Consider the following 25841-nt stretch of genomic DNA (forward strand, 5'->3'; position numbering starts at 1 on the left):
CACGGCACTGACACCGTGTCGACCCTCCAATCACGCGAGATGACTTCCCAATCACGCGTGACGACCCTCTGATCACGCGACGGCGGGTTCCTGGTCGGCGAACTGGGTGGCGTGGAGGGTCGCGTAGCGGCCGTTCGCGGCGAGGAGCTCGTCGTGCGTGCCGCGCTCGACGATCTCGCCGTGCTCCAGGACCAGGATCTGGTCGGCGGCGCGGACCGTCGAGAGGCGGTGCGCGATGACCAGGGCCGTGCGGCCCGCCAGTGCGTGCGTCAGTGCTTCGCCGACCGCGGCCTCGGACTCGGAGTCCAGGTGCGCGGTCGCCTCGTCGAGGACGACGACCTTGGGCTGCGCGAGCAGCAGCCGCGCGATGGTCAGCCGCTGGCGCTCACCGCCGGAGAGCCGGTACCCGCGCTCCCCCACCGTGGTTTCGAGGCCGTCGGGCAGGGAGTGCACCAGCTCGCCGAGCCGGGCTCGCTCCAGCGCTTCCCAGATCTCGTCGTCGGTGACGTCGGGGCGCGCGTAGGCCAGGTTGGCGCGGATCGTCTCGTGGAACAGGTGCCCGTCCTGCGTCACGACGCCGACGGTTTGCCGCAGCGAAGCGAAACTCAGGTCCCGGACGTCCACATCGGACACCCGCACCGAGCCCGAGTCGACGTCGTAGAGCCGCGGCAGCAGCGACGCGATCGTCGACTTCCCCGCCCCCGACGACCCGACCAGCGCGACCATCTGGCCCGCCTCGGCGCGGAACGAGATGCCGTGCAGCACCTCTTCGCCGCCGCGGTGGTCGAGCGTGGCGACGTCTTCCAGCGACGCCAGCGAGTACCGGTCCGCGGCGGGGTAGCCGAAGCGGACGTCGGAGAACTCGACCGAAACGCCTTCCGAAGGCGGCAGTACCAAGGCGTCCGGCTTCTCCTTGATCATCGGGTCGAGGTCGAGCACCTCGAAGACGCGCTCGAACGACACCAGCGCGGTCATCACGTCGACGCGGACGTTGGCCAGCGCGGTCAGCGGCGCGTAGAGCCGGGTCAGCAGCAGCGCCAGGGCGACGACGGTGCCCGGCGCCAGCTGGCCGGTCAGCGCGAGGTACCCGCCGAGGCCGTAGACGAGCGCCTGCGCCAGCGCCGAGACGAGCGTCAGGCTGGTCATGAACCAGCGGGTCAGCATCGCGGTCCGGATGCCGATGTCGCGCACCCGCCCGGCGCGCACGCCGAAGTCGTCGGCCTCCTGCACGGGGTGCCCGAAGAGCTTGACGAGCGTGGCGCCCGGCGCGGAGAACCGCTCGGTCATCTGCGTGGTCATGCCGGCGTTGAGGTTCGCGGACTCCCGCTGCAGCCCGGCCATCCGGCGGCCGAGCCGGCGCGCGGGCAGCACGAAGATCGGCAGCAGCACCAGCGCGAGCAGCGTGACCTGCCAGGACAGCGTGAGCATGACGGCCAGCGACAGCACCAGCTGGATCACGTTGGTGACCAGGCCGGACAGCGTCGCGGTGAACGTCCGCTGCGCGCCGATGACGTCGTTGTTGAGCCGCGAGACCAGCGCACCCGTGCGGGTGCGGGTGAAGAACGCGATCGGCATGCGCTGCACGTGCTCGAACACCGCGCGGCGCAGGTCGTAGATGATGCCCTCGCCGATGCGCGCGGACTGCCACCGCTCGATCAGGCCGAAGCCGGCGTCGGCGATCGCGAGCCCGGCGATCACGATCGCCAGCCAGATCACGACGGACAGGTCGTGCCCGCCGACGATCGCGTCGACCACCTTGCCGGCCAGGACCGGCGTCGTCACCGCGAGCACCGCCGAGATGACGGTGAACACGAGGAAGATCAGCAACGACCGCCAGTGCGGCCGGGCGAAGCGGGCGACGCGCTTGAACGTGCCGCGGGTCAGCGCCTTCGGCACGTCGTTGGCGCGCATCGCCGAGCTGAGCAGAGCCCAGGTGTTGTCCACGGGAGACCCCCAGTTCCAAAACCTCTACCAAAGCTGAGGTTTTCTTCGGATATGACCTGGACAACGCGGTCGCCGTCCGATTGCTTCCCGATCGCGTTCACTCGCCGCGAACGACCAGGTACAGCGCGGTGCGCAACTGCTCCGCGCCGTCGCCCAGCGGGGCCAGCAGGAGCGCCTCGGCCTCGCGCGTCGCCTCTTCGCCCGCCCGTCGCACCCGCTCGCCCTCGTCAGTCAACCGGACGAGGCGCTTGCGCCGGTCACCGGGCGCGACCTCGCGCCGGACCAGGCCGTTCGCCTCCAGCTCGTCGACGAGCTGGACCATCGTCGTCCGGTCGATCCCGAGCCGCGCCGCGCCGTCCTGCTGCGACTGCGCCGGCCCCTCGCCGAACAACGCGAGCAGCGCCAGCTGCCGCCCGGTGATCCCGAGCGGCCCGTACAGCGGCTCGGCCAGCTCGGCCAGCCGCTGCTGGGCGTGTTTCAGCAGGTAGCCGAGTCGCCGGCCGACGGCGGCCGGCGGCCCGGTCTCGAGGTCGCTGGACATGCGAGAACCTTACCCCTACGCTGATCGTCAGTCTTACTGATGATTTGCAACACTGATAATCAGGAGAACCTCATGACCACCGTGGGCCTCAAGCCACCCCAGCAGCACATCGGCGTCACCGCGCTGCGCGAGATCTGGGCGATCGCCGACGACGGCGGGTTCGACGGCTGCTGGGTGTTCGACCACCTCGCCCCGATGGGCCCGGACCGCACCGGCGACATCTTCGACGGCTGGACCCTGCTGGCCGCGATGGCCGAGGCGACGAAGCGCGTGCGGATCGGCTGCCTGGTCTCCGGCAACACCAACCGGCACCCGGGCACGTTCGCGAAGCTCGCCACGACCGTCGACCACCTCTCCGGCGGCCGGCTCGACGTCGGCCTCGGCGCGGGCGGCGACGTCCTGACCGACACGATGATGGGCACCCCGACGCCGCCGGCGCTCGAACGCGTCGAACGGCTCGCCGAAGCCTGCGAAATCCTCCGTCTGTTGTGGACGCGCCCGGCGACCGACTTCGCCGGGAAGCACTACACCCTTGCCGGCGCGCTCAGCGATCCGAAACCGGTGCAACCGCGTCCGCCGCTGTGGCTGGGCAGCAGCGGCGAAAAGCGCGGCCTGCGCGTCGTCGCCGAACACGCCGACGTCTGGCTCAACGCGGCACTTCCCGGCACCGAAATCGTCGAACTGCAACGGCTTTCGTCGGTACTCGACCGCCATTGCGCGGATGTCGGCCGTGATCCGGCGGAAATCCGCCGGGCCGTGCAGTTCCGGCTGCCGTCCGATGCGGACAGTGCGCTGCGGCTCGCGCAGAGCTACGTCGCGGCCGGGTTCACCGAACTCGTCCTGATGCCGACGGGCCACGACGACGTCGTCCGCGCGTCCGAAGCGGCCGCGAAACTGCTTCCCCGCCTGCGCGACCTCGGCTGAACCGGGCCGCGGGCCCCTCGGTAGCCTGACCAGGTGGAAACGGAGGCGGGCCTGGCGCCCCGGCAGGGGCGCGTCGTGCGGTTCTTCACGGCACCGGCCCACTCCCCCGGTCCCGGCCCGCTGAAGTGGGATCTGGGCTTCTACCTGGCCTGTCTGGCTTTCGCGCTGCCGACCGCGCTCGTCTCCGAGTTCTACGGCTACCGGGTCTGGGGCAACTTCGCGACGGCCGCGTACGGCTTCGGCGCCCTGCACAGCGGCTGGCTGCTGCTGTCCGCACGCACGGGCCGTACGCCGCGCGGCGTACTCGGTTCCCGCTGGTGCGGGATCGCCGCGGTCGCCCTGTTGGCAATGATCCTTCCGTTAGCAGTCCTCGTGATTCGCCGACTGACCGGAGTGGACTGGCTGATCACGCCGATCTCGTGGGCCGCCCAGCCCGAGGTCTGGGTGATCGAGCGGTCCGCGGATCTGCTGCTGCACCACGGAACCCCGTACGTCGACGTCACCGCGCTCGGCCGCCCGCCCGTGGTAAACGATTACACGCCTTACGGTCCGGTGATGACGGTCTTCGGCCTGCCGCGGGCACTGTTCGGCGGCACGCCGCTGACCGACGCGCTCACCGACGCCCGCTGGATGTTCGCCCTCGCGGCCTGCGCGTGCGTGCTGGGCACGCTGAAACTGCTGAAGTGGCCGAGAGTCCCGGTCGGAGCCGCGCAGCTCGCGCTGGCCTGCCCGCTGACCGCGCTCACCTGGGCCGTCGCCGGCCCGGACCTGGCGATCGTCGGACTCCTGGTGCTCGCGTGCGCACTCGCCGCCACCGGCCGGGGCGCCTGGTCGGGAGTCATGCTCGCGCTGGTCGTCAGCGCGAAGCTGATCGTCGCACCCGCGGCCGCGGTCCTGGCCGTGTTCGTGCTGGTACGCGGGAAGAAACGCCTCGACTGGCCCGCGCTCGCGCGGTTCGCCACCGCGCTGGTGGCCACGACGGCCGTGCTGCACCTGCCGGTGTACCTGGTGGACCCGGCGGCGTTCGTGGAGCACGTCTTCCGGTTCCCGCTCGGGATGGGTGTCGTGCGGTCACCCGCGGCGAGCCCGTTGCCGGGCCACCTGATCGCCGAAACCGGGGCGATCGGCCAGGTGGCGGCCTTCGTGCTGGTCGGCGCCGCGGCCGTGGCGATGCTGGTCTGGCTGGTGCGCCGGCCCCCCGCGAACGGCTCCGGCGCACTCCTGCGCATCGCCGTCGGACTCGGCGCGTTGATCCTGCTGACCCCGGCCACCCGCTACGGCTACCTGGTGTACCCCCTGATCCTGCTCGGGGCGTACCTGGCGTTCCGCGTGGCCGAGGAGCCTGCTGCGGCAGTTCCCACTGCGCCCCCCGCGCAGCAGTCCTCGCCTACTTCTTCTTGACCCTGGTGGCCCCACCGCGCCCCCGCAGCTGGACCCCGGACTCCGAGAGCACCCGGTGGACGAACCCGTAGGACCGGCCCGTGGACTCCGCGAGCGCCCGGATGCTCGCGCCCTTCTCGTATTTCTTCTTGAGGTCAGCGGCCAGCTTGTCGCGCGTGTTGCCGGTGATCCGCGCGCCTTTCTTGAGATCAGCCACGTCGATCGCCTTCCCGCCGAGAGTGTTCTGGGCCACAATCGGCCCCTGCCGGGGCAATGATCGAACACTGAGCGCCGGAATGCCAGACGACAGCCGTAAAACGACCGAAACTGCGATCACATTGGGCCATTCCAGTGCCTCACCGGCAGTGATCTTGCACCCGAATGGACGCACGGCTCACGCAAGCTGGACAAGTTCCAGATAGTCGGCCGACCAATGGTCCTCGGTGCCGTCGGGCAGCAGGATGACCCGCTCCGGCTCCAGGGCCTCGACCGCGCCCGGGTCGTGCGTCACCAGGATCACGGCGCCGGAGAAACTGCGCAAAGCGTCCAGGACCTGGGCGCGGCTGGCCGGGTCGAGGTTGTTCGTGGGCTCGTCGAGCAGCAACACGTTGGCAGCGCTGGAGACCAGGCCGGCCAGGGCGAGCCGGGTCTTCTCGCCGCCGGAAAGGGTGCCGGCGGCCTGGTCGAGTTGTTCGCCGGTGAAGAGGAACGAACCGAGCAGGTTCCGCAACTCCTGCGCGCCGGTGTCCGGAGCGAGATGTCGGATGTTTTCCCACACCGACGCATCATGATCAAGAGTTTCGTGTTCCTGTGCGTAATAGCCCAAACGCATTCCGTGACCCGGGACGACCCCACCGGTATCCGGAGTTTCCATTCCGCCGAGGAGCCGGAGCAAAGTGGTCTTTCCGGCACCGTTCAGCCCGAGCACGACCACCTTGGACCCGCGGTCGACGGCGAGGTCGACGCCGGTGAAGATTTCGAGCGAGCCGTAGGACTTCGACAGCCCCTCCGCGGTGAGCGGCGTGCGGCCGCAGGGCGCGGGTTCCGGGAACTTGATCCGGGCGACCTTGTCGGCGTGCCGGGTCTCGTCCAGTGCGGACAGCATCTGCTCCGCGCGGCGAGCCATGTTCTTGGCCGCCACGGCCTTCGTCGCCTTCGCGCCGAGCTTCGCGGCCTGCTGCTGCAACGCCGACGCCTTCTTCTCGGCGTTGGCGCGCTCGCGGCGGCGGCGCTTCTCGTCGGTGGCGCGCGCGTCGAGGTACCGCTGCCAGCCCATGTTGTACAGGTCGAGCTCGCTGCGGGTGGCGTCGAGGAACCACACCTTGTTGACGACGTCGGCCAGCAGCTCGACGTCGTGGCTGATCACGACCAGACCGCCGTCGTGCTGCTTGAGGAAGGTGCGCAGCCAGGTGATCGAGTCGGCGTCGAGGTGGTTGGTCGGCTCGTCGAGCAGCAGGATCGTCTCGGACTTGCCGCCGGCGCCCGCTTCGGCCGCGGCGAACAGGATCCGCGCCAGCTCGACGCGGCGGCGCTGCCCACCCGAGAGCGTCCCCAGCGTCTGGGAGAGCACCCGGTCGGCGAGGCCGAGGTTCGAGCAGATGCGCGCGGCCTCGCTCTCGGCGGCGTACCCGCCCTGCGAGGAGAACCGCTCCTCGAGCCGGGCGTAGCGGTTGATCGCCTTGTCGCGCTGGGCGTCGTCGACCAGCTCCGCCATTGCGGTCTGCGCCTTTTCCATGTCGCGCATCAGCTTGTCGAGGCCGCGCGCCGACAGCACGCGGTCCTTCGCGGTGACCGACAGGTCGCCTTCGCGCGGGTCCTGCGGCAGGTAGCCGAGCTCGCCGGTGCGGCGGACCTCGCCGGCGTGCGCCTCGCCTTCGCCGGCGAGGACCTTCAGCGAGGTGGTCTTGCCCGCGCCGTTGCGGCCGACGAGGCCGATGCGGTCGCCGGGCTGGATGCGGATGCTGACGCCGTCGAGCAGGATGCGCGAACCCGCGCGCAGCTCAAGGCCGGTGGCCGTGATCAAGGGAAACTCCCGGTAAAAGGGGGTGATTGGAGGGCAGCGTCAAGCGGACCGGCCAGGTCTGACCGGTGCGACGGCTCACTCCAGAAGGATCTCCACGCGACCAGTGTACGGGGCGGCGTCCACGGGTTTCTCTCGACGTGTGCGGACTCACCCGTCGCGCAGCGTGATCTCCACTTCCAGGGCCCGCGCGGCGGCGTCCTCCAGAACGCTGCGCCGCGGTTCGCCGAGTTCCAGCACGCGCGGTTCCGCGCGGGCGAACAGCGGCGCCAGACGGCGGTCCTCGCGCAGCTCGTCGAGGGCCCGCCGGTCGCCGCCGAGCACGACGGCGTCCACTTCGGACAGTCGCGGGACGAGCACCTCGGCCGCGTCCTGCGCGGCCGCCTGCAGTGCGTGACGGGCCTGGCCTTCACGACGCCGGGCGAAGCGCTGCTGCGACCAGCCGCCGGCCGCGGACCGGCCGTGCACCAGGTGGCGGCCGGTGCGGGAGACCTCGATCCGGCCGTCGAAGGAAACGCCGACGCTGTGACTGCCGAGCCGCACCAGCAGGAGCGCGATCCGCCGCGGCACCAGCGCGTGCGCGACGAGGCCTTCGAGCGACGGCGCGTCGAGGAGTCCGAAAGGGACGGTCGCGATCGCCGTGGTGCCGTCGCCCGCGACCACCCGGACCTCGGCGGGCGTGGCTTCGGTCGTCACGATGCCGCCGTGCCGCTGCGCGAACCGGGTGAACCAGCCGGCCAGCCGGTCCGGCGGGACCGTCACCGCACGCCCGCCGCCCGCGACCTCCCGTGCCTTCGCCACAACACCGCACGCTACGGCAAAAGCCGTGAAGGCCTCCTTACCGGCTCTTATGGCCGGTAAGGAGGCCTTCACGGCTTTAGTGCGAACTTACTGCGGGTGCACCGGCCCGTTGTTCGTCGCGCCGTGCACGTTCGACGGCCGGCCGGCGGCCGCCGGCTGGACGAACCCGTTGATGTGCAGGGCGACCGAGCGGATCGAGCCGACGTCGCCGCCGGCCGCGTCGACCACCCCGAACGTCCAGGTGCCGTCGACGACGGCCCCGGCCAGGCTGCCGAGGGCGTTGGCCGGCTTGTACGAGCCGGTGAACGGCGCGTTGGCCGACGTCACCGTGCTGAACGCGACCGCCGCGTCGTCGGCGAACACGACCTTGCACAGGTTCTTGCCCGAACCGCCGTTGCGCTGGAACACCGTGGCCTTGGCCCCGGACGGCGAGGTCAGCGAGCCGACCAGGTCACCGACGTAGGAGTGGTTCAGGCCGACCGCCGTCGAGAGCGGGTCGGTGCTGCAGGTGGTGCCGTCCACGGAGAACGACACCTTCGCGGCGCGGCCGACCCCGGTGACCGGGATGGTCACCGAAGCGCCGACCGGGCTGTTGTCCGGGATCGCGACCGGCGCGCCGGTGTAGGCGAAGTCCTGCGCGACCGGCGACGGGGTGCCGACCGGGAGCGAGAACGTCGTCGTGGTGGGCGAGTGCGCACCGGCGAAGCTGACCTTGGCGTTCAGCACGACCGGCACGCCGAGCTGCTGGCTCGCCGGGACGGTGATGGTGAAGTCGTTGACGCCGGTCTGTCCCGGGCTGATGGTGCCGTAGGACTTCGAGCGCGGCGCCACGGTGACGCCCGGGGTCGGGCTGGTGAGCACGACGCTGGTGGAGACGGCGGCGCCGTCACCGTCGTTGGTCACCGGCAGGGTCACCTTGGCGGTGTCGCCCGGGTCGAGCGACGAGCCGCCGTCGGCCGGGGTGACCGTCGGCTGCTTGGCCACGGCGAGCGGCTGCGGGCTGGCGCCGGTGTAGGCGAGCACCTTGTCGGCGAGGATGACGCCCGAGCCGGTGACGTTGTCGCGGCCCGGGGTCTCGATGTCGACGGCGGTGTTGATCAGCGCTTCACGGACCTCCGACGGCGGCAGGCCGGGGTTGCCCGAGAGCACCAGCGCCGCGATGGCCCCGGCGTGCGGCGCGGCGGCCGACGTGCCGAAGAACGGGCTGAAGCCGGTCACGCTGGTCTGGACGCCGTCGGCCGCGGTGATCTCCGGCTTGTTCCGGACCTCACCACCGGTCGAGGAGACGTTGCCCGGGGTGATCGGGGTGCCGTCGGCCTCGTAGAACACGCGCCGCGGGCCGTCGGAGCTGAACCGCTCGGCCTTGGAGGTGCTGCTGAACGAGCCCGGGAACGGACCGGTCGGGTTGGCCGGGTCACCCGGCTCGAGGGGCCGGCCGAACGCCGCGGCCGCCGGGGTGGCGGCCACGCTGAAGGCGTCGCGCGCGGCCGAGTGGCCGACCGTCACGCCCGGGGTGTTGTAGGCCTTGAGGCCGTCCGCCGAGTCCTTGAACCGCCCGCGCAGCGCGGACAGCGACAGGTAACGGCCTTCACCGGAGAACTTCACGACGGCCAGGCGCAGGCCCGTGCCGCCGAACGCCGGCGTCTGCAGGATCTCGAACGGGTCCTGGGTGCCGTCCTGGACGTCCTGGCTGAAGTCCACGACCGCGCCCGCCGAGTTCAGCAGGTAGAGGTCGTAGTCGTTCGCCGAGGCGCCGAGCGGGTCCGACCAGTGCAGCGTCACCGGGACGCCGGCCGAGGACGCGTCGGAGAGGGGCTCGTAGATCTGGTTGCCCGCCGCGCCGGCGAAGTTGTGCGCGACACCGGCGAACTTGCCGACCGACTTGCCCGAGTCGACGAAGTCGCCTTCCCAGTGCCCGGCGGTGCCGTCGAGGACGTTGCCCTCGTTGCCCGCCGAGGAGAAGTACAACGCGCCGTTCGCCGTCACGTCGTTCACGGCCTGGGCGATGATCCAGTCCTGGAACGGGCTTTCCTTGAAGTAGATGACGTCGTCGACGATGACGTCGCAGTGCGACTCGAAGCGGAGCTTGCGGATGTTGTCCGCGAAGCTGGCGTCGGAGTTGAACGCCGACGCGAAGCCGAGCGCGGCGTTGGGCGCGAGGTCGTGGATGATCTCGAGCATCGCGGTGCCCTCGTCGCCGTCGCCCTCCTGCCCGGCGATGACGTCGACGTTCGGCGGCAGCTCACCCTTGGCCTGCGAGGTGGCCAGCGAGTCGACGCCGTCCGACAGGGCGCACGCCTTGACGCCGACGCCGGTGACGCCGAACTGCTGGCGGGCGATGTCGGCGTTGTGCGCGCGGTCGCCCTGGCTGGTCAGCGTGGCGGCCGCGGCGGCGCTGCGCTGCTGGGTCTTGCTCGTCAGGGCCTTCTGCAGCTCACCCGAGATGCGGGCGGCCTTCTGCTGCTTGGTCTCGGCGGCCTTGCCCGGCGTCGTCGCGGGGGTGGCCAGTTCGCGGGCGGTCAGGGCCTGGTCGGCCTGCTCGACGCGCTTGACGTCGCCGCGGGCGGCGATCGCGCTGACGGCGGCCAGCGGCACCTCGGCCCGGATGCTGCCGTACCGGTCGGACACCGCGCGGATGCCGGCCCCGGCCTTGGTGAGCCCGGAGATGAGGTCCGGGGAGACCTTGGTCGCGCGGATGTCGACCAGCACCGTCCCGGTCGTCGAGACAGCGGCTCCGGACTGCAGCGCGTTCAGCTGCTTCCCGACGCCCTTTTCGGCGACGAGCAGCTTGCTGTCTACTTTGGACTCAGCCCCGGTCTTCCCGGCCTTGACGGCCTGGAGCGCGGCGATCTGCTGCTGCGCGGTGGCGGTGAAGGTGTCCGGTGTGGACGCGGTGGCGGCGCCCGCGGCGGGCGGCGACACCAGGCCGAGCGCGGCGAGCAACGCCGCCGCTCCGGCCGTGAGCACAGTGGATCTCGATCTCGTGGAACGGGTACGACGCACGTGCGCCCTCCGATATCTCCAGGCGCGTGCCCCGACTCACGCTGACCGACGCCGGTGATCACCGACGGAACCAAGCTAAGTACTGTGAGTTCTCTGTAAGCATCAGCCGTTCGAGTGACATCGGATGGGTATTTTCCTGAATGGACCGTAAGTCGTAGGCCGTTCAGTGGAACCGCTCAACCGTTACAGGACGAACGAAACGGACCAGCCGCGTCAAGCGATACCACTGCACGGGATCGTCGCGATCGGACAAGAATCGGACATGACCCGTCAGAGGACGAACGAGTCCGACCACGGCTGAGCCGACCGGCCGGACAAAGCGTCCAAAAGGGTCACCGCCTGCTTGTCCGTCAACGAGGCGACGAAGTCCACCACCGCCCGGCCGCGTGCGAGGTTGCGGACCGCGTCGCGGCCGGTCACCGGCTCGCCCGTGGCGCCGACCAGCAGTTCCGGCGCCGTGCGCGCGAGGCCCGTGTACTCGGCGCGGGCCAGCTCGACCAGGTCGTGCAGCCGACGGGGCAGCCGGGAGACCTCGTCACGGTCCAGCAGCCAGGCGTCGAGCGCGTCGACCAGGCTCGCGACCACGCCGGCCTGGCCGCGCTGGTGCAGCGCGAGGTCCGGGCGCAGCAGCACGAACCGTCGGTGCACGAACTTCAGCACCTGGACCTCGTGCCACTGGGCCGTCGCGAGCGTCACGTGGCCGGCGCGGGTGGACGGCGACGCGACCACGAACACGCCGTCGACCAGCCGGGCGGTCCAGTTCGCGGAGAACGCCGCCGTCGCCTGCTCGGCCTCGGTCGAGCCGTCGAAGGCGCCGGCCAGCAGCCCGTCGACGAGCTCCGCGCGCACCCGCGCGACCGCCGCGGCGAAGGCGTCGTCGTCGACGATCCACGCGTCCTTGGCGTGCATCCGGCGGCGCAGGCGTTCCAGCGACCGGCCCGGCCGGCGCAGTTCGGCGTACAGCGTCTCGTCGTCGAGCCCGGCCAGCTCATCGGCGTGCAGCAGCCACTCCCCCAGCTCCGCCGCGACCGGCGCGTGCTGCAGGACGCCGATGCGGTGGAAGTCCTGCAGGTCGTGGATGGCGTAGGCGATGTCGTCGGCGGTGTCCATCACGGACGCCTCGACGGTCTGCTGCCAGCTCTCGACGCGGCCGGCGAACGCCGCGCGCGCCTGCTCGAAGTCGTCCAGCTCGGTGGCGTAGGCGGAGAACTTGGCCGCGCCGGTGCCCGGGTGGTCGTCCGGCTCGGCGGCGCCGCGCGGCGGGACGGCCATCTCCGACGGGTGCGGCGCGGGGTGGTGCAGCCGCAGCCACGGGTACTTGAGGACCGCGGCGCGCACGGCGGTGGTGAGGTCCAGCCCGATCGCCGACGGCCCGCGCACGTCGGTCGTGGTGATGATGCGGAACGACTGCGCGTTGCCCTCGAAGCCGTCGGCGAGGCCGAAGCGGTGCCGCGCGATGCGGTCGAGCGTCTGCTCGCCGAGGTGCCCGAACGGCGGGTGCCCGAGGTCGTGCGCGAGCGCGGCGGCCTCGGCGACGTCCGGGTCGCAGCCGCCCAGCTTCGCGGCGAGATCGGCTTCGGGCCCGGCGGTGATCCGCTCGGCGATGGCCCGCGCGACCTGCGCGACCTTCAGGCTGTGGGTGAGCCGGTTGTGCAGCAGCCCGGCCCCGCCGGCGCTGACCACCTGCGTCACGCCGCCGAGCCGCGCGAAGAACGGCGACGCGGCGATCCGGTCGCGGTCGATCCGGAACGGGCTGCTCGCCAGGTCGGTGAACCCGCCGGCGTTGGCCACCGGGTCCCGTCGAGCCGCCCGGGGGTCCGTTTCGGTGCCGTGATCCATACGCCCGACCTTATCCGGCGCCCCCGGAATCACCCGATCGATGGGCAACACCGCGTGTTCACGGGCCGACTGACGGGGTATCCGCCCACCGAGGAGCTGCCATGATCAGTCCGATCCGCGTCGCCGCCGCCGCCGTGGTGCTGAGCGCCGGGCTCGCCGCCTGCGGCGCCGGCCCCGGAGCGACCACCACGTCCGCTACATCCACCTCCGCTGCCGCCGAGCCGACGTCGGCGGCACCGACGTCGGCCGCGTTGATCAAGGTCCCGGACGTCTCCGGCATGAACCACCAGGACGCCCAGAACGCGATGCAGAAAGCCGGCCTCTACAACCTGCGCGAGGTCGACGGCACCGGCCAGGGCCGCGCGCTGCTGATCGACCGCAACTGGATCCAGACGGGCCAGGACCCGGCCCCGGGCACCGAGGTCCAGCCGGACGCGGTGATCACCTTGACGGCGGTCAAGACCGCGGAGCGCTGACCCGCCGTGTCGACCCCGCAATCACGCGAGTCGACCCTCCAATCACGGGTGATGCCTCTCTGATCACGCGAGATGCCCGCTGGATCACGCGAAATGCCCCGCGCCGCCCATGCCCGAAAGGGGCCCACCCGTGATCGGGGAGGCATCACGTGTGATTGAAGGGGCATCACGTGTGATTGCGGGGACGACACGGCGTCGGTCAGGCCTCCGGCGGGGTCGTGTACGCCGCCAGGGTGCGGTCGGCGGCCGCGCGGGCGTTGACCGGGTCGGCGCCCGCCGCGACGTCGGCCTGGTACCAGGCTTCGCTCGACGCCGTCATGAACTCGACGCCCGACGGCGACATCATCCAGGCCATCGCCGCTTCCGGGTCGACGGCCTGGCCCGGGTCGGCCAGGTGCAGGACCATGCCGACCAGCATCCCGTCCCAGCCGATGCCGACCGCGCCCGGGCCGAACTCGTCCCAGCGGTCGTCGACGTGCGCGACGTGCTCCAGCTCGAACCACGTGCCCGCGCCTTCCGGCGTCAGCCGGACCTCGATCCAGCTGACGGTGTCGCCGAACTCCCACGTCGCGGCGAAGCTGTGCGGCGGCTCGCAGCGCTCGACCGTGCCGCCCGCGTTGCCCTCCAGCTGGTAGTGCCCGCCGAGCTTCAGCTCGCCGCTGACCGGCAGGAACCAGCGCGGGATGCGCTCGGCGTTCGTGCAGGCGTCCCACAGGTCGTCGACGTCGGTGTCGTAGACCTGGCTGATGGTCAGGACGCGGGCGTCCTTCGCGTCGATCACCCGGTCGCCGAGCGTCCGGCGGACGGCGCTGATCTGGTGGCTGGAGTCGATCACGGAGAGTCTCCTTCTTCTTCTTCGCGGAGGCGCCGGGCGCGCTTGCCGCGGGCGATTTCGGTGGCCAGGGCGTCGAGGTGCGGGGTCCAGGACCGGCGGAACCGGTCGAGCCAGACGTCGACGTCGCGCAGCGGCTCGTGCCCGACCGCGTACAGCCGGCGCGTGCCCTCCTGGCGGACGAGCGCGAAGCCGTTGTCCCGCAGCACTTTCAGGTGCTGGGACACCGCGGGCTGCGAGATGCCGAACTCGGCCCGGATCACCTCGGTGACCGCGCCGGCGGCCCGCTCGCCGTCGGCCAGCAGCTCCAGGATGCGGCGGCGGACCGGGTCGCCGAGGACGTCGAACGCGTGCACCCGGCCAAGCTACAAGTGGCCACTTATATAAGTCAAGCGTGATCCAGTAACCCGATGTGCGTAACCCGGGTGCCGCTGCGATGAACATCAGCTGACATGGGTTTCGTTTCGGCGCGCGACCGGTAAGCATCGGGAGCGTGAAGTCGCCACGCGCGGTCCGCTTCGCTTTCCAGCCGCTGTACAGCCTCCACACCGGGGGCGTCGTGGCTCACGAAGCGCTGGCCAGGCCGGCCCACGGCACCGTCGCGGAGCTGCTGACGCAGGCGCGCCGCGAGGGCCGGCTCGCCGAGGTGGACCTCGGCCTCGCGATCGCCGCCGTCCGGCAGGACGAGACGTCGCTCCCGCTGCACCTGAACCTCTCCGCCCGCACGCTCGGCGCGCCGCCGGCGATGTTCGACGACCTCCTGGCCGAGCTCGGCGACGCCGGGCGCCGCACCCGCGACGTCGTCCTCGAGCTCGGGCCGCCGTTCTCCCCGCTGCCGGCCGACCGTGCGCTGAGCGGGATGCGGGCGCTGGCCGACCTCGGCTTCCGGCTCGCGCTCGACGGCCTCGGCCGCGGCGACCTGCCGCTGAGCCTGCTCGTCGAGGCGCCGGTCGACCTGGTCAAGCTGGACCGCACGGTGCTGCGCGGGCTGCCGGACGACCCGGCGTCGGTCGCCGTCGCCGAGGCGATGCTGCACTACACCACCCGCACCGGCACCCGGCTGGTCGCGACCGGCCTGGAGACCGACGCCCAGCTCGACGCGGTCCGCGGCCTCGGCATCCGGATCGCCCAGGGCAACCTGCTCGCCCCGCCGACGGCGGCCGGCCCGGCGCCGGCGTTGCTCACCCGGGCGCCCGCCGTCGCCGCCCCCGGGCCCGCCCAGTGCGTCGGCGACTTCCTCCGCCCGGCCACGACGCTGCCGGAAACCGCGACGTGCGACGAGGTCCGCGAGGTGCTCGCGGCCGCGGACGCGCCGTCGGGCGTCATCGGCGTCGACGAGCTGAACCGGCCCCGCTGGTCGGTCGACCGGACGCGGTTCCTGGTCGCCGTCACCGGGCCGTACGGCCACGCGCTGCACGCGAAGCGCCCGGCGGCGCGGCTGGCGGACGCTCCGCACACGATCGAAGCGCGCGCCGGGGCGATGGAGTTCCTCGAGCTGGTCACCGACGCCGACTGGGGCCGCACCGGCGACGACGTCGTGGTGGTCGACGACACCGGCCGCTGCCTCGGCGTGGTGCTGGTGACCGAGGTGGTCCGCGGCGTGGCCGAGGCGAAGGTCGAGGCCGCGGCGGCGCTGAACCCGCTGACCCGGCTGCCGGGCAGCGACACGGTGGCCCGCGACGTCGCCCGCCGCATCACGATCGGCGAGGCGTTCGTGGCCGCGTGGCTGGACATCGACGCGTTCAAGACGGTCAACGACACGGCGGGTTTCGCCGCGGGCGACGACCTGATCCGCGAACTGGGCGCGGCGCTCACCGCACAGGCGGGCGGCCTGCGCCGGATGCGGGTCAGCCACGTCGGCGGCGACGACTTCCTGGTGGTCTGCGACGTCGACGAGATCGCCACGGTGGCGGGAGCACTGCTGGACCGCCGTTGGTCGGCGGACGGCCTCCCGGTGACGGTCTCGCTGGCGACGCTGGTCTGCGGAAGCGGCACGATCCGTTCGTACCAGGAGGTTTCGCGGCTGCTGGCGCCGCTGAAGAAGCGCGCGAAGTCGGTGCCCGGGTCAAGCTGGGTGCTGAGCCGCCCGGGCGCGGAGCGCGTGGAAGTGCTGCGCGGCATCGGGACCCGAGGACTGCAGGCCGCCGCCGGTTAGCCCCCTGCCGCGGCTGGTCGTGAGTGGCAATGCGGGTTAGAACACTCATTGCCACTCACGACCCTCGCACCGCACGAAAGTCGCACGGCACCGCGACACGACGGCGCCCAGAGTCATCAGCCACCAAAGCGCGGACCAGGCCGGAGTCCTGAGACATCGGGACCCGAGGACTGCAGGCCGCCGCCGGTCGGGAGGCTGCCGCGGCTTGTCGTGAGTGTTTAGGGCGGTTCTAACCGCCCTAAACACTCACGAGCCGTAGGTACGCGAGTAATCCGCGAAACGCTCGTCGACTTCCTCCGCCGTCAGGCCGAAGTCCGCCAGGCTGTACTTGTGCACCGGCTTCGCCGCGCCCGTGCGGCTCGCCTCGTGCACCGACGTCATCGCGGAACGCGCCGAAGGAGTCAGCGTCAGTCCGAAGTGGTCGTACACAGTGGACACCGTCCCGATCGGGTCCGCGACGAAGTCCTCGTACGCCACGTCGTAGAACTGCGCCGCGTCATAACGGGACCGCGCGGCGTGGAACTCGTCCGCGCCGCGGGCCCACAGGTCGAGCTGCGAACGCCCGATCACCTCGCCGCGGAACTTCGTCGACCAGCCGTCCGCGGCCTTCTCGGCCAGGCTGCACATCGAGCCCATGATGGTGCGCGGCGCGCGGTGGGTCTGGATCACCAGCGCGTCCGGGTACGCCGCCATCAGGGCGTCCAGCGCGAACAGGTGACTCGGGTTCTTCAGCACCCACCGCTTACCGGCGTCCGGCAGCCCGATCAGCTGCAGGTTGCGCCGGTGCCTGGCGTAGGCGTCCGTCCAGTCCTGCTTCGCCAGCCAGCGCGAGTAACGCGGCAGGTGCGCGAGGCACTCGAACGACACCGACCGCATCGACTGCCGCAGCAGCTGCCAGCACTCCTCCACCTGATCGGCGGACATGTGGTGCACCCCCATGAACTCCGGGTGCTCGACGTGGTGGCGCTCGTAGCCGGCCTGGATCCCCTGGAACACCGGGTTCTCCGCCCACGTCGCACGCGGCGGCCGCGGCTGCGGGACCTCGGCGAGCCATACCTCGAGGCCCTGGTGCGCGGGGTCCTCGACGAGCAGCCGGTGCAGCGCCGTCGTGCCGGTGCGGGGCAGGCCGGTGACGAAGATCGGCCGCTTCACTGGGACGTCCACGTAAGCCGGATGCTGCTTCCAGCCCACCTCGCTGAGCAATCGAGCCACCAAAGCGCCGCGCAGCATCGCGCGGTGCACCTTGTTCCCGAACGGCGTCAGGTCCTCGTCGGCCTCGAACGACTCCAGCAGCACGCGCAGGCCCTCGACGTACTCGTCGCCGCCGAAGTCGTCGAGCCCGGTGAGCTTCGACGCCGAGGTGTGCAGGTCGTCGAACGTGCCCAGGTCGGGCCGGCCGGGGAGCATGGATCCTCCTAGTGGTGGTACTCGCCGCCGTTGACGTCGAGGCACTGCCCGGTGATCGCGCGCGCCATCGGCGAGGCGAGGAACACCACGGCGTCGGCGATCTCGTCCGGTTCCGGCAGCTTGCGCAGGTCGATCGTCGACGCCGTCTCGGCGTAGACCTCCTCCGACGTGATCCCGCGTTCCTTGGCCAGGTAGTTGAAGTACCACTTGAGGTTCGGCGCCCAGATGTACCCGGGCGCGACCGTGTTGACGCGGATGCCGTCCGGCCCGAGCTCGCTCGCGAGGCTCTGCGACAGCGACAGCAGCGACGACTTCGCCATCTTGTACGCGCCGAACGTCCGCCGCGAGTGCCGCAGCACGGCCGAGTTGATCATCACCAGCGAGCCCTTGCTGTCCTTGAGCGCGGGCAGGAACAGCCGGGTCAGCCGCAGCACGGAGATCGCCGCGGTCTCGAAACCCGCGCGCACCGCGTCGAAGTCCACAGTGGCCAGATCGGTCAGCGGCGGGACGGCGAAGGCGTTGTGCACCACCGCGTCCACCCGCCCGAACGCCTCGACGGCCTCGCTCACCAGGTTCGCCGCCGAGTCGGCGTCGTCGATGTCGGTCCGGATCGCGACGGCGCGCCGTCCGAGGTCGGTGACCTCCTTCGCGACTTCGGTGAGCCGCGACTCGGTGCGCGCGGCGAGCACGACGTCCGCACCGGCCATGGCACTGCGCACGGCGATCGACCGGCCGAGCCCCGGGCCGATCCCCGAGACGACGACCACCTTGTCCCGCAACAACTCCGACATGCTCACCCCAGCATCCTGGCGGCGACGGCGTCCTGCCGGGCCGCGATCCTCGACGCCCATTCCTCCGGCGTCACCCGGGCCTCGTCGTAGAACGGCACCCGGTCCGGCAGGTCGGCCACCTTGACGACCTCGACGACCGGGCCGTCGGCCGGGCCGAGGTCCCGCGCGATCCGCTGCCAGCGGATCTGGACGTACCCGCGGTCGTGCCCGGTGCGCTCCAGCCAGTTCGCCAGGCCGGGGTCGCGTTCGCTGATGACGAACCGGATCTTGCCGTCCGGGTCGACGCGCGCCTGGTCGGCGGTGAGGCTCGTCTGGTGGTTGATGTAGTCGAGCGAGACGTACCAGAGGCTGCCGAGCTGGATGCCCTGGTACGGCGCGTCGGCGCAGCGCGGGACGGTGACGATCATCGCCTCTTCGTCGCTCAGCTCGTAGTGCCCGGCCGAGGAGAACTGCGTGGTCAGCCCGCCCGGCGTCGAGCGCGGCTCGGTAATCGTGTTCACCGGCAGGTCGTCGTAGAACCACTTCGGGAAGGCCAGGAACGTCTTCAGCCGGCTCAGCAGGATCTTGCCGGTGACGCCGTAGCGCTTGGCCAGCGCCGGCCGGTCCGGCACCGGCGGCGCCTGCCCGGCGGTGTCGACGCACTGGATGCGGATCTCGCCACGGCGTTCGGTCGCCCAGTCGCTGTGGACCTCGCGCACGACGAGCATCGACGAACCGGCACCGAGGGTGAAGTAGTTCGGCCCGGGGTTCTCGCGCGCCGGGCCGAACCGCAGCTCGAACCGGCCGTCTTCGCCGATTTCGATGGCCCGGTCGTCGAACGCGGCGAGGCTGTCGGGCACCACGACCGGCGAATAGTCGCCGTTGAGGATCTGGAAGCTCAGGTCGGCGGTGGTCCCCCGGACGCCGGTGACCAGGTACTCGCGGTCGTCGCGGATGTTCGCGTTGAAGTAGAGCGTGTCCGGGTTGTCCAGCCCCATCTTCGTGTACGGGCCGGTGGACGCCGTGAAGTACGGGAAGTCGCGCTGGTAGGCCCAGGCCATCTGCAGCGACGCGCGGATGCTGCCCGCGAGGTAGTCGTACCCCTCCAGGAGGTCCTGCTCGGTCTTCACGTGCGGCGCGCTCGCGAGCAGGTTTTCGGCCTCGACGATCGCCTCGGCGAACGGCCGCGTCAGCGAGAACTCGTTCTCGATCATGCGGGCACGGCCCAGCGGTTGGCGAGCAGCCGGAAGCCCGCGTCGCCCTCCCAGGAGGTCATCGACTCGTACGTCCGCGTGTAGCCGATGTGCGTCATCCGCCAGGCGCCGTCGGTGTCACGGCGGTAGGTGTCCTCGTAGAACGCGGCGCCGTCGATGATCACCTTGTGGTCCGGCACGATCACCTTGTCGGTGAACGCCCACCGCCCGGTCGCGGTGTCGCCGTCGACGTCGATCTCGGGCTGACCTGCGTGGTGCACGGTGATGATGCCGTTGCCGAGGCTCTTGGTGAGGAACTCGAGGATCGCGTCGCGGCCGGCGAGCTGATGCCCTTCACGGCCCGTGGCGCGGGTCCCGTAGTCGGCCGTGGCGTCGACGGTGAACGTGTCGGCCACCTCGTCCCACTGCTTCAGGTCGACCGCGCGCAGGTAGCGGTACTTCAGCCGGCGGATCTCTTCGAGTACGACCAGGTCCATCGTCACAGGGTCCCGCACCGCTTGACCGATGACAAGAACATGTTCTACTTTTTTCGGGTGTCCGTGACCTCGTACGAGCTGTCGCACCTGGCCGCGCTCGAAGCGGAGGCCGTGCACGTCTTCCGCGAAGTCGCGGCGACCTTCGAACACCCCGTCCTGCTCTTTTCCGGCGGCAAGGACTCGGTGGTGATGCTGCACGCCGCCGCGAAGGCGTTCTGGCCGGCGCCACTGCCGTTCCCGGTGCTGCACGTCGACACCGGCCACAACTTCGACGAGGTGCTGCGGTTCCGCGACGAGACCGTCGCCGCCCTCGGCCTGCGGCTGCACGTCGCGAGCGTGCAGGACGACCTCGACGCCGGGCGCGTCGTCGAGGAGACCGGCCCGCGGGCCAGCCGCAACCGGCTGCAGACGGCCACGCTGCTGCGCGCGATCCGCGAAGGCGGCTTCGACGCCGTGTTCGGCGGCGCCCGCCGCGACGAGGAGAAGGCGCGGGCCAAGGAGCGCGTGTTCAGCTTCCGCGACGAGCACGGCCAGTGGGACCCGCGGGCGCAGCGGCCCGAGCTGTGGAACCTCTACAACGGGCGGCATCGGCGCGGCGAGCACATCCGCGTCTTCCCGCTGTCCAACTGGACCGAACTGGACATCTGGCAGTACATCCGCGACGAGCGGATCTCGTTGCCACCGTTGTACTACGCACATCGACGCGAGGTCGTCCAACGTGACGGCATGCTGCTCGCGGCGACGCGGTTCTTGTCGCTTGTGGACGGTGAGACGCCGTACGAGGCAACCGTGCGCTTTCGGACCGTCGGCGACGCGACGTGCACCGGCTGCGTCGAATCGTCGGCGGCGACCCCGTCCGAAGTGGTCACCGAAGTCGCCGCGACGCGCATCACCGAGCGCGGCGCGACCCGCGCGGACGACCGGATTTCCGAGGCAGGCATGGAAGACCGCAAGCGGGAAGGCTACTTCTGATGCAGCTGCTGAGGATCGCCACCGCGGGCAGCGTGGACGACGGGAAGTCCACGCTGATCGGCCGGCTGCTGTTCGACTCGAAGGCGATCTTCACCGACCAGCTCGCCGCCCTCGAACGCACGAGCCGCGAGCGCGGCGAGGACTACCCGGACCTCGCGCTGCTCACCGACGGCCTGCGTGCCGAACGCGAGCAGGGCATCACCATCGACGTCGCGCACCGCTACTTCGCCACGCCCAAGCGGAAGTTCATCATCGCGGACACGCCGGGGCACCTGCAGTACACGCGGAACATGGTGACCGGCGCGTCCACCGCCGACCTGGCGCTGGTCCTCGTCGACGCGCGCAAGGGCGTGCTCGAACAGTCGCGGCGGCACGCGTTCCTCGCGTCGCTGCTGGGCATCGGGCACCTGGTGGTATGCGTCAACAAGATGGACCTCGTCGGCTGGTCGCAGGAGCGGTACGACGAGATCCGCGAGGACTTCCGGCGGTTCGCGATGAAGCTCGACGTCGCCGACCTGACGTTCGTGCCGGTCTCGGCGCTGCACGGCGACAACGTCGTCCACCGCAGCGCCAGCATGCCGTGGTACGAAGGGACTTCGCTGCTGCACCAGCTGGAAGAGGTGCACGTCGCCTCCGACCGCAACCTGATCGACGCGCGGTTCCCGGTGCAGTACGTGATCCGGCGCTCGGACTTCCGCGGTTACGCGGGCACCATCGCCGGCGGCGTCTTCAAGGCGGGTGACGAAGTCGTGGCGCTGCCGTCCGGGTTCACCACCCAGGTGCGCGCGGTGTGGGGCCCGGGCGGAACACCGCTGGAAGAGGCGTTCACCGGACAGGCCGTGACCATCGAACTGGCCGACGACCTCGATCTCGGCCGCGGTGCGATGCTGTGCCGGCCGGGCAACCGCGCGGAGTCGGCCCGCGAGGTCGACGCGCTGGTCTGCTGGTTCTCCGAGCGGGCCGAGCTGACGCCGGGCGCGACCTACGTCGTCCGGCACACGACCACCGAGACACGCGGGTCCGTGGAGCGGCTGGACTACCGCCTCGACGTCACCACCCTGCACCGCGACGAGACGGCGGAGTCGCTGGGGCTCAACGACATCGGCCGGATCCGGCTGCGGACCCGCGCGCCGCTGCTGTTCGACGCCTACCGCCGCAACCGCGCCACCGGCGGGTTCCTGCTGGTCGACGAGCACACCGGTGACACGGTCGCCGCCGGGATGATCACCGGCGCCGCAGCGTCCCCGGTCGTCTGGCACACCACGGCGGTGCGCCGCGAGGACCGGCCGACCCACGGCGCGACGGTGTGGCTGACCGGGCTCTCGGCGTCGGGCAAGTCGTCGGTGGCGGTGGAACTGGAACGCCGGCTCGTCGCGGCGGGCCGTCCGGCCTACCTCCTGGACGGCGACAACCTGCGCCACGGCCTCAACGCCGGTCTCGGCTTCAGCCCGGCGGACCGCGCGGAGAACGTCCGGCGCGTCGCGGAGGTCGCGAAGCTGTTCGCGGACGCGGGGGTCGTCGCGATCGCGTCGCTGATCAGCCCGTACGAAGCCGACCGGCGGCTCGCGCGGGAGGCGCACGGCGACCTCCCGTTCGTCGAGGTCTTCGTCGACACGCCCCTGGAGGTGTGCGAGGCGCGCGACCCGAAGGGGATGTACGCGAAGGCGCGCGCCGGGGAGATCACCGGGTTCACCGGCATCGACGCGCCGTACGAGCGGCCCGCGTCCCCTGACCTGGTGCTTCGTCCCGGCGACGGCGACCCGGCCGCGATGGCCGCGGCGATCCAGGCCCTGCTCGACGACGTCGGCTGACCGCTGCCCGTCCGGGCGGACTCGCGGTCCGGATGTATTTTTGCGGCCTTCGGCGCGCTCTTCCGGACGAACCGCACGCGGCGGTTCGGACCTGCGAGGGAGCGACCATGACCGACGGACCGTGGAGCCAGACCCGGCTGCTCGAATTCGAGCCCGAAGACGAAGGCGAGGACACCCGGCCCTGGGGCGTGGTGACCGAGTCGGCCAACGCACTGTGGACCGGCGGCGGCCGCGACGTCGAGGTGGTGCGGAGCGCCGCGTACGACGGCGCGTTCACCCTGCGCACGGACGGCCCGGTGCTGTACGGCCTCCCCGGCGTCGAGGCGAACGAGGGCGAGGTCCGCACCCGCACGGCGGACCAGCGCGCGGACCGCGGTCGCCGTCAGGTCCGGGCCGACGCCCCCACGGGCGCGCCGCACCGGCCGAAGGGCGTCCCGCTGGGCATCCACCCGAAGACGACCACGTCGCTCGGCCCGACGCGGCGCGGCATCACCTCCCGCGGCACGAAGACCCTGTTGTCGGAGAACCACAGCACGATCATCGACGGCGAGTCCCGGTCGCTGGTCTACCCGTCGGCGTACCCGTACACGGCGGTCTGCAAGCTGTACTGCAGCTATCAGCCGACGCCGGGCGGGAGCTGGGTCACCACGTCCGAGGCGACCGGCTACCTGATCGGCCGCAGCACGCTGATGACCAGCGGCCACGTGGGGCCGCCGACCAGCGGGCCGTGGCAGATCAAGGTGATCCCGGCGTGCTGGAACGGCCAGTCCGTGTTCGGCGCCGGCCTGGTCAGCTACGTCCGGAGCTACTGGTCGTGGAACTCGGACTCGGGCAGCGACATCAAGGTCTGCCAGCTGTGGGACCCGATCGGGGACAACGTCGGCTACTTCGGCTACCGCGGGTACAACAGCGCCTGGGAGGACGGGGACTACTGGACCATGGCGGGCTTCCCGTACGCCGTCAGCCTGACGTCGATGTCGTACGAGCCGGCCATCGCCGTCCGCGACGACGACGACGGTGACGACATCACCGTCAACGGCACGAGCTACGACACCACCCAGGTCGAGAGCGACGCCGACGAGGCGTCCGGCGTCTCGGGCGCGCCGCTGTGGGGCTGGTGGGACGACGGCCCGTACGCGATCGGCGTGCACCACGGCGTCGAGCACGACGGGACCATCTTCGGCACGGAGACGCTCTCCTGCGCCTCCGGCGGCGCGGGCTTCACCCAGGCCGCGAGCTGGGCCCGCGGGATGTGGGGCTAACCCGCCGGCGTCACGAATCCGGAGTCGTAGGCGCGGACGACGGCCTGGGTGCGGTCGCGGGCCCCGAGCTTGGCCAGTACGTTGCCGACGTGGGTCTTCACGGTCTGGATGCCCAGGTACAGCTCGGTCGCGATCTCCACATTGGACAGTCCGGCGGCCATCAGGCGCAGCACTTCGCGCTCCCGCTCGGTCAGCCCGGCACTCGCCAGCCCGTCGCCCGCCGGCGACGGCGAGTGCCGGGCGGCCAGCTTCCGGATCGCCGCCGGGAACAGCAGCGACTCCCCCGCCACCACCGTCCGGATCGCCGCGACGATCTCCTCCGGGCGAGCCCGCTTGAGCAGGAACCCGCTGGCGCCGGCGACGAGCGCGTCGTAGACGTAGTCGTCGTTCTCGAAGGTGGTCACCACGATCACCTTCGGCGGACTATCCACAGTGGACATCAGGTGCGTGGTGGCGCGGATCCCGTCCACCGCGGGCATCCGGACGTCCATCAGGACGACGTCGGGGCGCAGCCGGGCCACCAGCCCGGGCACCTCGGCGCCGTCGGCGGCCTCGCCCAGCACGGCGAGGCCGGCTTCGCTGTCGATGATGGCCTTCAGGCCGGCGCGGATCAGCGGTTCGTCGTCGACCAGCAGCACCCCGACGTTCATCGCCCGCTCCCCCACGGCACCCGCACCACGACCTCCCACCGCTCGCCGGACCGTCCGGCCGTCAGCTCACCGCCGAGCACCGCCGCCCGCTCGGCCATCCCGCGCAGGCCCCGGCGGCCCGCCCGCGGCGTCGCGCTGCCGAGCGGGTTGCCGACCCGGGCGACGAGGCCGGTGGCCGCGACGTCGACGTCCAGCGTCACCGGGACCTTACCGGCGTGCCGCACGGCGTTGGTCAGGCATTCCTGCAGGATCCGGTACACCTCGCGCGACACCACCGGCGGCACGGCGGCCAGATCGCCGTCGACGCCGGCGGTGACCTCGGTGCCGGCCAGCCGCGTCGCTTCGAGGAGGTTCGGCAGCTCGGTCAGCGACGGCTGCGGCGTCCGGCCCGCGGCTTCTTCGCGGAGCAGCCCGAGCACGTGGTCGAGGTCGTCGAGCGCGGTGCGGGCCGAGTCCTCGATGGCGCCGAGCGCGCGTTCGGTGAAGTCCGGATCGGTGCGCAGCGTCCGACGGGCGGCGCCGGCCTGGATCGAGACGACGCTCAGCGCGTGCCCCACCGAGTCGTGCAGCTCCCGGGCCAGCCGGTTGCGCTCGGCGAGCAGCTCGGTCCGCCGTTCCAGCTGCGCGATCCGATCGGCGGCGGTCATCCCGAGCAGCCGTCGCGCGGCCAGCCGCAGGACTCCGCCGATCACCCACACGGCGTAGATCAGCACCACCACGGCCACCGCGAAGACGACGGGGATCCACGCGGAGGCCCAGCCCTTCGGCACGGTGAACTCGGCCTCGCCCTGGATCAGGTTGCCGGTGAACACGGAGCTCACGGAGAGCCCGAAGGCGACGGGCGCGGCGAGGCTGACCAGGCTGACACCGCACCCGACGAGCACGTGCAGCGCGAACATGACAGCGGCCCGGACCCGCCCCGGCCGGGTGTGCGGTTTCGCGGGCGCGCCGGGAGCGGGATTGTCGAGCAGCTCCCGGACGGCGGTGGATTCGAGCACGTGCACGGCGGGCAGGAACGCGGTCCCGGCCACGACGAGCAGCGTGACGAGGCCACCGATCCCGGCGGCCCGGTCCAGCGTGGTGGTGAAGGGCAGCAGCGACGGCACGGCCACGGCGGCGAAGAGCAGGTAGGGCACGCTGATCGCCCCACCGAGGACGAGATACACCCAGCGGCGGTAGGTAGCCCTGCTCACCAGCGGCCGGAGTACACGCACAAGCCGATCTTCGCAGCTCGCGGGGTCAGGCGCTTCCCTCTCGCGATGGAGCGCGCGCCCGAGCCGAAAGCAGCCCCCGCCCTCTCCGGGGGGTCGGCCCCGCTTCCAGCGTATCGGGACCCACCGACGGAAGCGCCGGAAAGCCGCCGG

General features: G+C 71.4%; 22 protein-coding genes. 7 read left to right on the forward strand and 15 right to left on the reverse strand.

Translation table 11 applies throughout. The features are described 5' to 3' along the window. Nucleotides 1-72: 72 nt before the first annotated feature. Entirely contained in the window at nucleotides 73-1944 is a 1872-nt protein-coding gene (locus tag OG570_RS44305; RefSeq protein ID WP_326947916.1) for an ABC transporter ATP-binding protein, read from the reverse strand. 97 nt (nucleotides 1945-2041) lie between these two features. Then, nucleotides 2042-2485 (reverse strand): MarR family winged helix-turn-helix transcriptional regulator, encoded by a 444-nt coding sequence (locus tag OG570_RS44310; RefSeq protein ID WP_326954656.1) that lies wholly within the window; start codon nucleotides 2483-2485, stop codon nucleotides 2042-2044. Between the two features lie 72 nt (nucleotides 2486-2557). Here OG570_RS44310 and OG570_RS44315 point away from each other — a divergent pair, with 72 nt between their 5' ends. Together OG570_RS44315 and OG570_RS44320 are read left to right on the forward strand one after the other, a co-directional pair. Beyond that, nucleotides 2558-3409, forward strand: coding sequence for an LLM class flavin-dependent oxidoreductase (locus tag OG570_RS44315; protein WP_326954657.1), 852 nt, complete (start codon nucleotides 2558-2560; stop codon nucleotides 3407-3409). Nucleotides 3410-3484: 75 nt separating this feature from the next. Next, on the forward strand, nucleotides 3485-4810 hold the full coding sequence (locus OG570_RS44320; protein WP_326960327.1) for a glycosyltransferase 87 family protein: 1326 nt from the start codon (nucleotides 3485-3487) through the stop codon (nucleotides 4808-4810). Here the strand turns inward: OG570_RS44320 and OG570_RS44325 are convergent. From OG570_RS44325 to OG570_RS44345, 5 genes are all read right to left on the reverse strand, one after another. Next, nucleotides 4797-5006 carry a helix-turn-helix domain-containing protein gene (locus OG570_RS44325; protein WP_005437638.1) on the reverse strand — a complete coding sequence of 70 codons (210 nt, stop codon included), beginning with the start codon at nucleotides 5004-5006 and terminating at the stop codon, nucleotides 4797-4799. The two genes, OG570_RS44320 and OG570_RS44325, sit on opposite strands and share 14 nt — an antisense overlap. 177 nt (nucleotides 5007-5183) lie before the next feature. Then, the gene (locus OG570_RS44330; RefSeq protein ID WP_247049237.1) at nucleotides 5184-6812 is read right to left on the reverse strand and encodes an ABC-F family ATP-binding cassette domain-containing protein; all 1629 of its coding nucleotides are present in this window, start codon (nucleotides 6810-6812) and stop codon (nucleotides 5184-5186) included. 147 nt (nucleotides 6813-6959) lie between these two features. Beyond that, complete coding sequence (locus tag OG570_RS44335) at nucleotides 6960-7610, reverse strand: acVLRF1 family peptidyl-tRNA hydrolase (protein WP_326947913.1); 651 nt, start codon at nucleotides 7608-7610, stop codon at nucleotides 6960-6962. A gap of 87 nt (nucleotides 7611-7697) precedes the next feature. Beyond that, the gene (locus tag OG570_RS44340; RefSeq protein WP_326954658.1) at nucleotides 7698-10577 is read right to left on the reverse strand and encodes a S8 family serine peptidase; all 2880 of its coding nucleotides are present in this window, start codon (nucleotides 10575-10577) and stop codon (nucleotides 7698-7700) included. A 306-nt stretch (nucleotides 10578-10883) separates the two neighbouring features. Next, on the reverse strand, nucleotides 10884-12452 hold the full coding sequence (locus OG570_RS44345) for a deoxyguanosinetriphosphate triphosphohydrolase family protein (protein WP_326947911.1): 1569 nt from the start codon (nucleotides 12450-12452) through the stop codon (nucleotides 10884-10886). Nucleotides 12453-12553: 101 nt separating this feature from the next. On the opposite strand from OG570_RS44345, the gene OG570_RS44350 reads away from it, so the two are divergent. Then, nucleotides 12554-12928, forward strand: coding sequence for a PASTA domain-containing protein (locus OG570_RS44350; protein ID WP_326954659.1), 375 nt, complete (start codon nucleotides 12554-12556; stop codon nucleotides 12926-12928). A 199-nt stretch (nucleotides 12929-13127) separates the two neighbouring features. Here the strand turns inward: OG570_RS44350 and OG570_RS44355 are convergent, their stop codons facing one another. Together OG570_RS44355 and OG570_RS44360 are read right to left on the reverse strand one after the other, a co-directional pair. After that, complete coding sequence (locus OG570_RS44355; protein WP_326954660.1) at nucleotides 13128-13763, reverse strand: SRPBCC family protein; 636 nt, start codon at nucleotides 13761-13763, stop codon at nucleotides 13128-13130. Further along, entirely contained in the window at nucleotides 13760-14116 is a 357-nt protein-coding gene (locus tag OG570_RS44360) for an ArsR/SmtB family transcription factor (protein WP_326954661.1), read from the reverse strand. The genes OG570_RS44355 and OG570_RS44360 overlap by 4 nt, the downstream gene beginning before the upstream one ends. 137 nt (nucleotides 14117-14253) lie before the next feature. Here OG570_RS44360 and OG570_RS44365 point away from each other — a divergent pair, with 137 nt between their 5' ends. Continuing rightward, the gene (locus OG570_RS44365; protein ID WP_326954662.1) at nucleotides 14254-15915 is read left to right on the forward strand and encodes a GGDEF domain-containing protein; all 1662 of its coding nucleotides are present in this window, start codon (nucleotides 14254-14256) and stop codon (nucleotides 15913-15915) included. Between the two features lie 246 nt (nucleotides 15916-16161). On the opposite strand, the gene OG570_RS44370 is transcribed toward OG570_RS44365, so the two are convergent. Genes OG570_RS44370 through OG570_RS44385 form a run of 4 tightly spaced genes read right to left on the reverse strand, consistent with a single transcriptional unit; the run spans nucleotide 16162 to nucleotide 19782 of the window. Beyond that, nucleotides 16162-17322, reverse strand: a complete 1161-nt coding sequence (locus OG570_RS44370; protein WP_326954663.1) for a sulfotransferase family protein — start codon at nucleotides 17320-17322, stop codon at nucleotides 16162-16164. A gap of 8 nt (nucleotides 17323-17330) precedes the next feature. Then, nucleotides 17331-18113 (reverse strand): SDR family oxidoreductase, encoded by a 783-nt coding sequence (locus OG570_RS44375; RefSeq protein ID WP_326960328.1) that lies wholly within the window; start codon nucleotides 18111-18113, stop codon nucleotides 17331-17333. 2 nt (nucleotides 18114-18115) lie between these two features. After that, a complete protein-coding gene (locus OG570_RS44380; protein WP_326954664.1) occupies nucleotides 18116-19306 on the reverse strand; it encodes a hypothetical protein in 1191 nt (396 codons plus the stop codon). Then, the gene (locus OG570_RS44385; RefSeq protein WP_326947904.1) at nucleotides 19303-19782 is read right to left on the reverse strand and encodes a nuclear transport factor 2 family protein; all 480 of its coding nucleotides are present in this window, start codon (nucleotides 19780-19782) and stop codon (nucleotides 19303-19305) included. The genes OG570_RS44380 and OG570_RS44385 overlap by 4 nt, the downstream gene beginning before the upstream one ends. A 39-nt stretch (nucleotides 19783-19821) precedes the next feature. Between OG570_RS44385 and cysD the strand changes: the two genes are divergently transcribed. From cysD to OG570_RS44400, 3 genes are all read left to right on the forward strand, one after another. Beyond that, nucleotides 19822-20754, forward strand: a complete 933-nt coding sequence (gene cysD / locus OG570_RS44390) for a sulfate adenylyltransferase subunit CysD (protein ID WP_326954665.1) — start codon at nucleotides 19822-19824, stop codon at nucleotides 20752-20754. Further along, nucleotides 20754-22565 carry an adenylyl-sulfate kinase gene (gene cysC, locus OG570_RS44395; RefSeq protein ID WP_326954666.1) on the forward strand — a complete coding sequence of 604 codons (1812 nt, stop codon included), beginning with the start codon at nucleotides 20754-20756 and terminating at the stop codon, nucleotides 22563-22565. Before cysD ends, cysC begins: the two co-directional genes overlap by 1 nt. Before the next feature lie 107 nt (nucleotides 22566-22672). After that, nucleotides 22673-23827 (forward strand): trypsin-like serine peptidase, encoded by a 1155-nt coding sequence (locus OG570_RS44400; RefSeq protein ID WP_326954667.1) that lies wholly within the window; start codon nucleotides 22673-22675, stop codon nucleotides 23825-23827. Here the strand turns inward: OG570_RS44400 and OG570_RS44405 are convergent. Both OG570_RS44405 and OG570_RS44410 read right to left on the reverse strand, forming a co-directional pair. Then, nucleotides 23824-24477, reverse strand: a complete 654-nt coding sequence (locus tag OG570_RS44405; RefSeq protein WP_326947900.1) for a response regulator transcription factor — start codon at nucleotides 24475-24477, stop codon at nucleotides 23824-23826. The genes OG570_RS44400 and OG570_RS44405 overlap by 4 nt on opposite strands. Then, nucleotides 24474-25691 carry a sensor histidine kinase gene (locus OG570_RS44410; protein ID WP_326954668.1) on the reverse strand — a complete coding sequence of 406 codons (1218 nt, stop codon included), beginning with the start codon at nucleotides 25689-25691 and terminating at the stop codon, nucleotides 24474-24476. The genes OG570_RS44405 and OG570_RS44410 overlap by 4 nt, the downstream gene beginning before the upstream one ends. Nucleotides 25692-25841 lie beyond the last annotated feature (150 nt).

This window comes from Amycolatopsis sp. NBC_01286 (genome assembly GCF_035982555.1).
Classification (GTDB): domain Bacteria; phylum Actinomycetota; class Actinomycetes; order Mycobacteriales; family Pseudonocardiaceae; genus Amycolatopsis.